The organism is Bacillus sp. Hm123, from assembly GCF_051842975.2.
In the GTDB taxonomy this organism is placed as follows: Bacteria; Bacillota; Bacilli; order Bacillales; family Domibacillaceae; genus Bacillus_CE.
The window spans coordinates 3,274,383-3,286,937 of record NZ_CM200277.1 but is presented as its reverse complement, the minus strand read 5'-3'; the positions used below and the strand labels follow the sequence as shown (position 1 = coordinate 3,286,937).

At 40.2% G+C, this 12,555-nt stretch carries 11 protein-coding genes; 8 read left to right on the top strand and 3 right to left on the bottom strand.

What is annotated here, in order from left to right; translation table 11 throughout:
* Positions 1 to 160 precede the first annotated feature (160 nt).
* Complete coding sequence (locus ACSVDJ_RS17210) at positions 161 to 2,719, top strand: right-handed parallel beta-helix repeat-containing protein (protein ID WP_518619507.1); 2,559 nt, start codon at positions 161 to 163, stop codon at positions 2,717 to 2,719.
* A 255-nt stretch (positions 2,720 to 2,974) separates the two neighbouring features.
* Here ACSVDJ_RS17210 and ACSVDJ_RS17205 read toward each other — a convergent pair whose 3' ends face one another.
* Positions 2,975 to 3,394: a hypothetical protein gene (locus tag ACSVDJ_RS17205; RefSeq protein WP_439167523.1), complete on the bottom strand. Its 420-nt coding sequence runs from the start codon at positions 3,392 to 3,394 to the stop codon at positions 2,975 to 2,977.
* A gap of 266 nt (positions 3,395 to 3,660) precedes the next feature.
* On the opposite strand from ACSVDJ_RS17205, the gene ACSVDJ_RS17200 reads away from it, so the two are divergent.
* Positions 3,661 to 4,035 carry a cbb3-type cytochrome c oxidase subunit I gene (locus tag ACSVDJ_RS17200; RefSeq protein ID WP_439167521.1) on the top strand — a complete coding sequence of 125 codons (375 nt, stop codon included), beginning with the start codon at positions 3,661 to 3,663 and terminating at the stop codon, positions 4,033 to 4,035.
* 50 nt (positions 4,036 to 4,085) lie between these two features.
* Here the strand turns inward: ACSVDJ_RS17200 and ACSVDJ_RS17195 are convergent, their stop codons facing one another.
* Entirely contained in the window at positions 4,086 to 4,295 is a 210-nt protein-coding gene (locus ACSVDJ_RS17195; RefSeq protein WP_439167520.1) for a hypothetical protein, read from the bottom strand.
* Positions 4,296 to 4,540: 245 nt separating this feature from the next.
* Here ACSVDJ_RS17195 and ACSVDJ_RS17190 point away from each other — a divergent pair, with 245 nt between their 5' ends.
* A complete protein-coding gene (locus tag ACSVDJ_RS17190; protein ID WP_439167518.1) occupies positions 4,541 to 5,110 on the top strand; it encodes an REP-associated tyrosine transposase in 570 nt (189 codons plus the stop codon).
* A gap of 71 nt (positions 5,111 to 5,181) precedes the next feature.
* Here ACSVDJ_RS17190 and murB read toward each other — a convergent pair whose 3' ends face one another.
* Complete coding sequence (gene murB, locus ACSVDJ_RS17185; protein WP_439167517.1) at positions 5,182 to 6,108, bottom strand: UDP-N-acetylmuramate dehydrogenase; 927 nt, start codon at positions 6,106 to 6,108, stop codon at positions 5,182 to 5,184.
* Between the two features lie 122 nt (positions 6,109 to 6,230).
* Between murB and ACSVDJ_RS17180 the strand changes: the two genes are divergently transcribed.
* The 5 genes from ACSVDJ_RS17180 to ACSVDJ_RS17160 all read left to right on the top strand — a co-directional run bounded on the left by ACSVDJ_RS17180 (position 6,231) and on the right by ACSVDJ_RS17160 (position 12,524).
* The gene (locus tag ACSVDJ_RS17180) at positions 6,231 to 6,671 is read left to right on the top strand and encodes a YaiI/YqxD family protein (RefSeq protein WP_439167515.1); all 441 of its coding nucleotides are present in this window, start codon (positions 6,231 to 6,233) and stop codon (positions 6,669 to 6,671) included.
* Between the two features lie 350 nt (positions 6,672 to 7,021).
* A complete protein-coding gene (locus tag ACSVDJ_RS17175; protein ID WP_439167513.1) occupies positions 7,022 to 8,848 on the top strand; it encodes a polysaccharide biosynthesis protein in 1,827 nt (608 codons plus the stop codon).
* Between the two features lie 55 nt (positions 8,849 to 8,903).
* Positions 8,904 to 9,980, top strand: coding sequence for a lipid II:glycine glycyltransferase FemX (locus tag ACSVDJ_RS17170; RefSeq protein WP_439167512.1), 1,077 nt, complete (start codon positions 8,904 to 8,906; stop codon positions 9,978 to 9,980).
* 73 nt (positions 9,981 to 10,053) lie between these two features.
* Entirely contained in the window at positions 10,054 to 11,277 is a 1,224-nt protein-coding gene (locus ACSVDJ_RS17165; protein ID WP_439167510.1) for an ATP-grasp domain-containing protein, read from the top strand.
* Between the two features lie 17 nt (positions 11,278 to 11,294).
* Positions 11,295 to 12,524: an ATP-grasp domain-containing protein gene (locus tag ACSVDJ_RS17160; protein ID WP_439167508.1), complete on the top strand. Its 1,230-nt coding sequence runs from the start codon at positions 11,295 to 11,297 to the stop codon at positions 12,522 to 12,524.
* Positions 12,525 to 12,555 lie beyond the last annotated feature (31 nt).

The window sequence follows — 12,555 nt, the reverse complement described above, 5'->3', positions numbered from 1 at the left end:
AAATTTGTTTATTAATTTCCGCTTAAAAACGTCACAATAGAGGACAGGTAAGAATATGATGGTACAACCATAATTAGCGATATTATACGCTAAAGTGGGAAGAACGAGTATCGCAGTCTTAGTATATTTAATTGAGGTGAGGTAATTGGAAACAACCGATATGCAGACGATCATCATCGACTTTAGAAAAAATACAATGGTACCGTTGCCACATTATACGCAATATCATGCCAACAAGTTAAAGTTTATTGTAAAAGACAACGGTGTTGATGCAGATCTATCGAATATTGATAAGGTTATTGTCAGTATAAGGCGTGCCGACGGAGTGATAACACAACGTTCATTACAAGCGGAAGGTAACGAAATCACTTATGACATTGGTGATGAGGAGCAGAAAGTCATTGGATACGCAGGGCTCACACTACATTTTTTAAAAATGGAGAACGTATTATTTAGCAAGAGGTTAAACGTTTACTTTGGCGAACCATGCGATACTGAACGACACGATCATTCGATCTTACAGGAGCTTTTTATTGAAGTTAGAGAAGTAGAAAATGTAGTAACAGAAGCGAACGGTGACGCATGTGAAAAAGCAAACGGTATAGACGAAGTTGTGTCGATGATGAGCGAGGTTGATAACAAGACAAATCGGCAAGTGAATAGTGCAGAATCTATTATGGCATTTAATAGCATTTCACCAGATGAAGATGGTCATGTCATTATTGATATGGATTTAAGTGAATTTGTCACGAGACAAGAAGTCGAAGAGGAAAAAGATGCTATTTTATCACAAATAACGGATCAATCGGTCAATGTCAAAGAATATGGAGCTATTGGTGATGGTGTTTTTAGAAAAATTAAAGATGTCAATCCGTCGATTACTTTGGCTGAGGTGAAAGAATTAGATCCTGATGCTAATTTAGATAATAGCATAGACTGGTACGGAATACAGAAAGCCATTCAATTAAATAATAGCATCAAAATACAAGGGTCATTTATTATCGATAGGCCTCTTATGATCGATAAATATCATTTTTCGATGGTTGGCACATCGAATTTTGCGACCATTACGAACATTGGTATAGGGTTGCCCGCCATTATTTTAGGAAAAAATCGATCTAAATTGATAGAAGGAACGAAACTTTTCAATTTAAGAGTATTTGGAACGACGAGAGAAAATGAGATGTCAGGCCATGGGATTGAAGTTAGAATGGCAGCTAATGTATTTATGAGCAATTGTGATTTTATAGGTCACGGTGGCAATGGCTTATTTTCGGGTGTCAACCACGATTTTTATATTAGTCGACTCGTTAATTGCAGGTTTGAAATGAATAAAGATAACGGTGTTTTAATTGAACATTATTATGCCTATCAAAAAAATAATATTTCCTTTATAGGGTGTAGAGCACAAAATAATGGTAGAAATGAAATGGGTCAGTTATTGTATCAGTTAGGTCAAACGACCACTACTTATGGACATGGAATCAAAATTAGTGGTACGGCTATATTTATTGGTGCTGGTACATGTTGTGAAGGAAACAGTGGATCTGGCGTCTACTTGGGTGGAGATAGTCCAGAAAGGTTAATGATAGGTATTCAAATTTCGGGATGCTATTTTGAACCTAATTTATTAACTGATATTTATATAGCGAACAATGCAAATATATTTGATGGTTTCATTAGTGGTAATTACCCAGGAGCTGATTATATAAATAAGTCGCAATTGGGCCATCAATACATTGAAAATCTATATAATCTATCATCGAATACGTTCATTGATTCTTTTGGAGGGAATAAGAACTTAGAGGACATTAAATCGTCTACATCGCTTTTTACGGGTGGTGAGTTCGATACTAAAGGCACCTATAATACGAATGACACGATGTATGATAAAATATTCGGTGATGGCATTAAATTAGATAAAAATAAAAATTCTTTTCTTGGAAATAATGTTATTTTTGTACCAGGTCTTATTAAAATGCAAGTCGATTACTATTGGAATAAAGTTAATACTTCTTCTCTATTGATCGGACTATATATGAAAGATTATGACAGCAACCCTATTTGGAATAAGACATTACCAGACTCTAAAGTTTCTGATTATTCAGAATTATCAAGGGATGTTAATGAATCGGACACGATATTATATTTTGATGATTTAACAGGGTGGAGTGTTGCTGGGGGCAATACGTTAGTGTTTTACGATACAGTATTGTCTAACGGCTATGCAGTTGGAGTCGAGTATTCAAATAATTATTTAAGCGCTAGCTCTATAGCTAGTATTGATGTGGCAAATAAAAGAGTTTATTTAAATTCTCCCATCAATAAAACGATTTCTAGTGGGACAGTATGTGCATTGACAAATGATACAGGTACAGGTGCCTTTTTGCCACCAGAATACTTTAACATCATTACAACCTCTAATTCTAAGCTTGAAACAAATAATTTAGTCATTGATACTTTTAAACTTCGTCATGCCAAGTTTATCAGATATGTTTGTCCTTATATCATCTTAAACGGTGCTGCTCACATAAACGACTATGTGGCGCTTAGAAGAGTAAGGATAAAGGAAATGGATTCTTTATCTCAAAAAGGATCAACTGCGAATAGACCAAGTGAATCATTAGTGGTTGGAAAACAATATTTTGATACGACACTAAATAAACCAGTTTGGTGGAATGGAACTATTTGGAAAGATGCCAATGGGAACACGGTATAGGCCGGCGTTAGTGAATAGCCTGTAAGACCTCCACTTCAACAGGGCAGAGAAAGCTAGGTGGGAGATCAATAGCCCGTAAACGCCCGATCGGTTCGGGCGTGCAAGATGTAGGTTACAAAGGCGTTGCAACAGGACGTTGCGATTTTAGCCTTTGTTCCTTTTTTGATTAGTGAGGGATGAAGCTCCCGCTGATTGAAGTTTCACTTTTACCTAGAAAAAGCAGAGTAGCCCATAGAGGCTCTCTGCTTAATTAAATTAGAAGCATCGGAAAGAACGAATTCTATTTAAATCCGTGCCGTAATACATCCAGCGCCAGTTTCTCCAACGCCAGCCAGCTACCGATGTTCGGCCAACAAAAGTTGGATAGAACCAGAAGCTGCGTCCATTGCGGAGCCAGACATAAGTATTTCGGAATAAACAGCCCCTGATGGCACCTGGATCAACGGCAAATGTTGTTACTTGTTGCGACTGAGGTATGAACGAAGGCGGTGGAGAAGTAGGTGGTCCTCCTTGTTGCTGTCCACCTCCTGATGGGAAACCAGGCGGCTGTCCTGGAGGGCCAAATCCACCTGGAAATCCTGGCTGTTGTCCTGGTGGTCCTTGAAACGGATTTTGTCTGTACTCATCATCTTCTAACGGGAATGGGTAATGCTGAGAGTAATCTGTGTAATCCATATATTTGAACTCCTTTCATCCTGTCTATTTGCAATGTATGCGATATCGGCCCATTTGTGCTTGGTGATATTCTTCGACAGGTGCCTGTCACTCCCCGATTTTTGTCGAAACCCTGCGAAAAAAATGTTCCGCAGGGTTTTGGTCTATGGTTTGGTTTTGTTCATATATTGAAAGTGAGGAGGATGCTTTATCCCCCGTTAGAGAGCAGTAAGATCCTCCACTGGTTGAAGTTTCATTTTATTATTTTTAAAAAGGAAGGGATCAACATGGCTATTAAATTCATCAAGATTTCCGTTGTGTATTTTGCTTTGGGGGTTTTGCTTGGTTATTATATGTCCATTCAGCATTCTTATGAGTTAACAGGTGTTCATGTGCACTTGCTTTTACTTGGATGGGTAGCCTTCATGTTTGCTGGGATCATTTATTATTTATTTCCGTCGCTTACTTTTGGAAAAATAGCTAAAGCCCATTTTTGGCTTCACAACATTGGTCTTCCTATTATGATGATCGCCTTAGCCTTCTTGCTCACGACAAAAAACGAAGCGCTCACAACTTGGGTAGCTATCGGCTCCACACTAACCGTACTCGGCATCCTTCTATTCACCTATAACCTACTAACTAACCTAAAAAGCACAAAATAAGATAATACCGGGGAGGGTAGGTGCCTGTCACTCCCCGGTTTTTGTCGATTCTATTTCTTCTTAGTCGGCGGCGGATCGATTTTATCGTTTTCGTTGCCTAATAGGAAGAAGGAGATACCACCTGATAAAACGACGGCACTAGCGATGATTAACACACGTGTTGTCAAATCAATCGTGGCATAATCTTTCGCTAGCATCCATGTGGCTAGAATCCCGACAACAATCATAATCGGCACGGCAAAAGTCATTCTCTTTTTCATTCTATCTACGCTCCTTTACAGATCAAGTGTAGCATACGGTATACGGTAGGTGCCTGTCACTCCCCGACTTTTGTCGAAATAATTTTCCCCACGTTAAAAAGGGTTTGGTGTAAAAAGTGTCTAATATGTTAAGTGTGGGTCGCTTTGGCTCACATTTTGTTCTATTAAAGGAGGACTTGCATTGCTTCTTCATTTACTGTCCACTGTTCGCACTATTCAATCCCCTCTAAAGGAAAGAACGTAACATGCCACGAAAAAGAAGAACCTGGATACCAGAAAAATTTTACCACATTGTCTCTCGTGGAAATCGCCGGGACCCACTGTTTTACTGCCCTGATGACTTCGAAGCCTTCTTCTACATCCTCAACCAGCTCCATGAAACCCATCCTTTTGAACTCACATCCTACTGTTTGATGACGAATCATTTCCACTTACAGCTACGTTCTACTCAGCAACCGATCTCTAAAGTGATGTCCCTATTGAATAAGCGATTTGCCGATTATTTCAACAGTCGTTATCGCTTGAGCGGTCATGTGTTTGAAAAGCGATTTTTTGACGAAGTGATTTATGATCACGAGGAGATGCTCCGCGTCAGTCGCTACATTCACTTAAATCCTGTTGCCGCTAAAATGGTCACCTGCCCAGAACTCTACCCGTGGAGCAGCTATTCATTTTACAGCGCCGACAATAGCGAAGAGCTCCCCCCTTATATAAACATCGCCCCTCTACTAGAAGGTTATCGAGGCACGTTGGAGGAACAAAAGCGTCAATATTGCGAAATGATTTGTGAAAAATCATTGTCTCTTTCTAATTAAAAAAAAGAAGCCCCTCACATACGAGGCTTCCTTTGGGACAGAGGGACAAGGGACCTGTCCCTCCGTCCCACTTATTCTTCACCAATAATCTTTACTTCTCGTTCTAAGTCCACGTTGAATTTTTCTTTGACTGTCTTTTGGACATGTTTGATCAAAGTAATGTAGTCAGTGGCTGTGGCGTTGTCGATGTTGACGATGAAGCCGGCATGCTTCGTTGATACTTCGGCACCGCCAATTCTTGTTCCTTGTAAGCCGCTATCTTGGATTAGTTTCCCTGCATAGTATCCAGGTGGGCGTTTAAAGACGCTTCCGCAAGATGGATATTCAAGCGGCTGCATCGTCTCTCGTCGGTTCGTTAAGTCGTCCATCACCGCTTTAATCTCATCATAATTCCCGGGCTTCAGTTGAAAGCCTGCTTCAAGTACAATGTATCGATTCGTTGGAATGTTGCTCGTGCGATACGATAAATCTAAATCTGCTGCCGCAAGCTTTAATAATTCGCCTTCGCGGTTAACGACGATCGCATAGTCAAGAACATCTTTAATTTCTCCACCGTACGCTCCTGCGTTCATAAATAATGCGCCACCAACTGAGCCAGGGATACCGCAAGCGAATTCTAGTCCAGTTAATTTGGCTTTCAAAGCTTCTCTAGAGGCTTCAATAATCGCCGCTCCACTTTGAGCAACTAGCATGTCACCCTCTGAAACATAAATTTTGTGTAAAAACTCCAAATTAAGGACAATACCGCGAATACCGCCGTCTCTGACAATTAAGTTTGATCCATTGCCAAGCAACGTTAGCGGGATCTCGTTCTCATTAGCAAATTTGACGACTTGCTGTACGTCTTCATACGTCGATGGTGTCACGAACAAGTCCGCCTTGCCACCTAATTTTGTGTACGTATGATTTTTTAAATATTCATCAAGGCGAATATGCTCTTTATTCACCACGGTTTGTAGTTTATCGTAAAATTGACGATAATCAGTCACTTTGATCATTCCTTTTCACATTTTCACTATAATGAATTATAGCAGTTTTTTTATTAAAGTATGATGATTTTGCTGAAGCATTTCAACTTTTAGGGAAAAAATCCTGTTAGAAAGGAAAAAAGAGGGTGTTGTTGATGAAAATATTAATTGATGCGGATGGATGTCCCGTAGTCGATGAAACGTGTAAGGTGGCGAAGATGTTTGATCTTCCAGTGATCATTTTTTGTGATACTGCTCATAATATGATACGCGATGGAGCAGAAACGATTACCGTATCCAAGGGCGCAGATGCGGTGGACTTTGTACTCGTCAACCGGGTAGAAAAAGGGGATCTTGTCGTAACACAGGACTACGGATTGGCCGCGATGGTGCTCGCCAAAAAAGGAGCGGCGATCGATCAAAATGGTCGAAGCTATACAGCAGACAATATTGATCAACTGCTACATAGCCGACATACAGCGAAGAAAATTCGCCAAGCAGGAGGCCGGATGAAGGGGCCGAAAAAAAGGAAAAAAGAAGACAATGAAATCTTCAAGCAGCAGTTAATTGCCTGGTGTAAACAGCAACATTGACCAATGAACGAACACAACTAAACAAACGAAAATCCGCGAGATGAACCTGTGATCTCGCGGATTTTTTGTGTTTCGACAAAACTCGGGGAGTGACAGGCACCTCCCGAAAAGATTGTATTTACAAAAGAAGGGGTGTTCTTTATAATATTCTTTATAGAGAACAAAATGTTTGTTATATTGAACGAGTTGCGCAGGATTGCCTTTACTTCTTCGAATATTGGAATAGCTGACCATCCGTTTTCATGATGCTAGAAAACAGTGATTTGCGTACAAGCTTTACGGTGTCCGACCGAGTTTTTGTTCGACAAAACTCGGGGAGTGACAGGCACCTAAAAAAGGAGGGAAGTCGTATGGTTTATCAAAGGCGAGTGACGGTGTTGGTGTTCATGGATGTGTTGTTGGTGTTTGTGGCGGTGGTGTTCGGGCAGTTGGTGGTTGGCGGTTTGCTTGAGTTCGATTATTTATCCACTTTGGTGATTATTGCTGGTTTGGTGTGCAGTTATCAGGTGTTTGCCTTGAAAAGTCATTTGTATAAGAAGGCGTGGTCCTTTGCTAGCATAAGGGAGTTAATGGTTTTGTTGCAGGCGATTACTTTATCTGTGATTAGCGTAATGGCGATTGATTTCATCATGACACAACAAGTAAATCCGCGGCTGTATGTCGTGATTTGGATGGCACTGATGCTATTCATCGGCGGTTCACGATTTTCCATCCGAGTGCTGCGTGATCTAGTTCTCTTACCAGATAAGAATAAAAAACGAACATTAATTGTTGGAGCTGGTGCTGCTGGTGTTATGGTTGTTCGTCAATTGCAGAGAGAAGTTGACATTGAATTATTGCCCGCGGCTTTCGTAGATGATGATCAAAGAAAGCATCACCTAGAAATATTGGGGGTTCCTGTAGTGGGGAGCATTGCGGATATTCAAGAAATCGTTCGAACTCATAACATTGAACATATTATTATTGCCATTCCCTCTCTTAATAAAAAAGAGATTAATACTATTTATCAAACATGCTCGCAAACAAATAGAAAAACGCAAATCATCCCAAAAATAGAAGATCTCATTCTCGGAAAACTTTCTGTTCATCAATGGCGAGATGTTCGTCCGGAGGATTTGTTAGCACGGGAACCGATAGAGCTAGCGACGGAGCATATTACAGAAACGATTAACCAAAAAGTCGTACTCGTCACAGGAGCAGGTGGATCGATTGGTTCGGAAATTTGTCGCCAAATTGCTCATTTCAACCCTGCTCAGCTGATCCTACTCGGGCATGGTGAAAATAGCATTTACACGATCGAGATGGAGCTGAAGGAAAAATGCAAAGGGGCTATACATATTATTCCTGTTATAGCGGACATTCAAGATCGAGAACGCATGTTACAAGTGATGGAACGATATAAACCGGACATCATTTATCACGCAGCGGCTCATAAGCATGTTCCTTTAATGGAAGAAAACCCGCATGAAGCGGTCAAAAATAATATTATCGGAACAAAAAATGTTGCAGAAGCCGCTGCTCAATCCGGAGTAGAGAGCTTTGTGATGGTATCAACGGATAAAGCCGTCAATCCAACGAGTGTGATGGGCGCGACGAAACGAGTAGCGGAAATGATTGTGCAAAATATGAACGGTCGAGCGAAGACGAAATTCGTAGCGGTGCGATTTGGAAACGTTCTTGGCAGTCGCGGTAGTGTCATCCCTTTGTTTAAGAAGCAGATTGAAAAAGGTGGGCCTGTGACAGTTACTCATCCTGAAATGGAGCGTTATTTTATGACGATCCCCGAAGCATCTCGGCTTGTCATTCAAGCGGGAACGTTAGCGAACGGGGGAGAAATTTTTGTATTAGATATGGGCGAACCAGTGAAAATTGTGGACCTGGCGAAAAACTTAATTAAATTATCGGGCTTTACGACAGAAGAAATTGGCATTCAGTTTACCGGAATCCGACCGGGAGAGAAGCTGTATGAAGAATTGCTCAACGACAACGAAGTGCACGAACAACAAATTCATCCGAAAATTCATATCGGAAAAGCAGTCATGCAAGATATGGAGGTTGTCAGCTACTTGCTCACTACATTTATGGCGATGGATAGTCACACGCTTGCTCATCTATTATTAGACATTGCTCATCATCGGACGGTCATTTCTCCGAAGCCAGTGGCGATTAATACTTAAGGTTTTGTTCCACGTTCTAAATTGATGACGAACAAAAAAAGGAGTTGGAAAAATTATGATAAAAGAAAATGTGAAGTACAAAATCCTTGACCTCTCCAAAAGGAAAGAATGGCTTGATTTCGTCATGAGATGTGAAACTTATGATGTATTCTATCTTCCACAATATGCACAAATGTATGAAGAGAGGGGAGAAGGGGTGGCGCAATTATTTGTGTATGAGCAATCTCAAGAGAGATTTATCATCTACCCTTTTTTAAAACGAGAGATTCCAGATCGCGTTGATGATCAAATATATTATGATATTACCACTCCTTATGGATATGGAGGGCCTTTGTGTTCTGCTAGTCAATTAAAAGAAGACGATGATTTTCTTCATGATTTTAGACGTGCCTTTGAGCATTATTGTAAAGAAGCGGGGATTGTTAGTGAGTTTGTTCGTCTCCATCCTTATTTACAAACGGAAGCAGTATTAGAGGGGTATTTGAATATGATGTGCGCCGGTGAGTTTGTTTATAATGATGTCACCAAGACGGAGGAAGAAACTTGGCGTGCGGTAGCTCCAAGCAAGAGACGGAAAATTAACAAGAGTAAGCGACATCAAGTAAAGGTACAGTTTATCGATGGAAGGGATATTAGCCCGAAAGAAATTCAAACATTCTACGATGTTTATACAGAAACAATGGATAAGAAGCAAGCTTCATCTTTTTATTATTTCTCACTAGAGTTCTTTCAAGCTTATTTCGAAGCGTTGAAAGATCATATTACTTTAGCGTTCGCTTTACATGAGGGTCAAGTTATCTCTGCTAATTTGCTATTAAAAAGCGAAGGGTTTGTCACTATTCATTTAAGTGCTTCTTTCAAAGAGCATCTTCATTTATGCCCAAATTGTTATTTACGATATGAATGCGTTCTATGGGGGCAAAGAAATGGCTATCGAATTGTTGACCATGGGGGAGGAAAAGAAAAAGGCGATTCTTTGTATAAATACAAACGACAATTCTCCAATACTGAAACAAACTTTTACATCGGTAAGAAAATTCACAATCAACAAATCTACGACCAACTAGCTAGCGCAAAAACTAACCTAGTTCAAGGAGAAGAAGCTAGGTTTTTTCCAGAATATCGAAAATGACAGAGGTTTGTCAAAATAAAAGGTCTGTGGTGAGTTTAATCAGCGAAAAATTGATCGAGAGTGGTGAAAAGTTATGAGGGCTAATTTTCTAATTTTAGGCGGTGGTGTAGGACAATTGCCAGCTATACAAAAAGCACAAGCACTTGGGATGAATGCGGTGGTTGTTTCTAATGATCCACATTGTATTGGGGGAAGTATAGCAGATTATTTTGAGTGCGTGGATACTACGGATTTCGAGGGAGTAGAACAAGTAGCCCGCCAATACAAAGTGGTTGGTTCGATGACTATGTCTAATGATGTGGCTGTACCGACTAGTTGCTATGTGAATGAAAAATTAAATCTTCCAATTCAAGGAAAGGCGTTGATTCAGCTTGCAACAGATAAGTATCTTATGCGAGAAAAGTTTGCTACTCATCAAGTCAATTCACCAAAATTTTATCAAATTAGAGATTCTGACGATTTAATCTTCGTTAAGCATAAACTGAAATCTGCTTTGGAAACAGAAAGCTTTATTGTTAAGCCTAACGACAGTTCAGGAAGCCGAGGGGTTAGTAGGATTACAACTAGTGAAGAATTAGATGAAGCTGTTCAATATGCGGTAGGTTTTAGCCGGAATAAAAGTGTAATTGTAGAGGAATTTATTGATGGAGTTGAAATAGGTGCCCAAACGTTTAGTGTCGATGGCAAGATAATTTATTGCTTTGTTCATAATGATAAAGTGTCAAATATGGTTCCAATCGGTCATTCTTTTCCTTCCGTGTACACTAAGGAGCAAGTTAGTAGAATTGAAGAGGAATGCGAAAAGGCGTTAACTAGTTTGGGAATTGAAAATGGGCCAAGTAATATTGACATCATTATTGATTCTGACGGAGTTCCTTTTGTGATTGAAGTAGGAGCAAGACTTGGTGCAACGAAACTTCCTGAATTGGTCATGCTTCATTCAGACATTGATTTAACTACCCTTACTATCCAATTAGCGAGTGGACAAAAAGTCGAGTGCCTACCAGTGACTAAAAACGAAGCAGTAGCAGTAGAAATGATCACTGTCGATCAGGATGGGATCATTGAAAAAATCGGTGATGTATCTTCACTCGTGCGAAAATACCAACCAGTAGACTTCGAACTTCGTCTGTCAGAAAAGCAAAAAATAACTAAGCTCAAATCAGGCCAAGATCAATACGGCCACGTTATCTTTACTGGAACGAGTGCTGTTGAAGCAGAAGAAAAGTGTGCGGAATTTATCACAGAGTGCCTGTCACTACTCGATATTTGTCGAATTGAAACTCAAGTTTTGTAAGGGGAGAGGGAGATTCTATGAAAAAGAACTTTTTAATTTTAGGCGGAAGTGTGGGACAGGTACCGGCAATTAAAAAGGCTCAAGCCTTTGGAATGCATGCGGTGGTCGTTTCTAATGATCCAAGCTGCATTGGAGCGAGTAAGGCCGATTATTTCGAGTGTGTCGATGTCACTGATTTTAGGAAAGTAGAACGAGTGGCGCGCAAATACAAGGTAGTCGGGTCGATGACGATGTCCAATGACTTAGCGGTTCCGACTAGCTGTTATGTGAATGAAAAGTTGAATCTACCTATGCAAGGAGAAGGGCTTATACACGTTGTGGCAGACAAATATGAAATGCGAAAAAAGTTTGCCGCTCATCAAATGTTCACTCCTCCATTTTATAAAATTAGTCATCCAATCGATTTAATAAGGGTGAAGTCTCAATTACAAGTAGCGATACAAACAAAAAACTATATTGTGAAACCGACGGACAGTTCAGGAAGTCGAGGAATTAGTAAAGTGACAAACATTGCTGAATTAGACCAAGCTGTCCAATATGCGATGCAGTTTAGCCCCAGTGGGAATGTAATAGTCGAGGAATTTGTCGAAGGGTTCGAGTTTGGAGCGTTGTCGTTTAGCGTGGATGGAGAAATGGTTTATTGTTTTCTTCACAATGACAAAGTAAAACAAATGGTTCAAATCGGTCACTCGTTTCCATCGCTTCTATCTGAAGATCAGGTGAAAAGAGTGAAAAGCGAATGCGAAAAGGCGCTTACTAGCCTAGGCATCCAAAATGGTCCTTGTCATTTCGATATCATGATGACTGCTGACGGCATACCCTTCATTATTGAGATCGGGGCTAGACTAGCTGCTCATCAAATACCTGAACTCATCAAGTTGCATTCAGGCATCGACCTTGTCGCTCTTACTGTGCAATTAGCGAGTGGACAAAAGCCTAAATGCCCATCTATCACCGAAACGAAAGCCGTAGCCGTTCAATTTATCCATTTTGACGAAAATGGTATTCTCAAGCAAATAGGAGATCTCTCTCCACTCCACCAAAAATATCAACCAGCAGACTTTGTTTTAAAAATTTCAGAAAACCAAGAAATTTCTAAACTTCAATCGAGCATCGACCATTGTGGTCATGTCATCTGCACTGGAACCGATGTCAAGGAAGCAGAAGGCAAGTGTCAACAATTTATCCATGAATTAAAAAGTAATGTAGTTTGTTTTAACGTAGAAAAAGAAGAGCGGATAGGTTAACTAGTTTTTCACGGAACAAATAATAATTTGA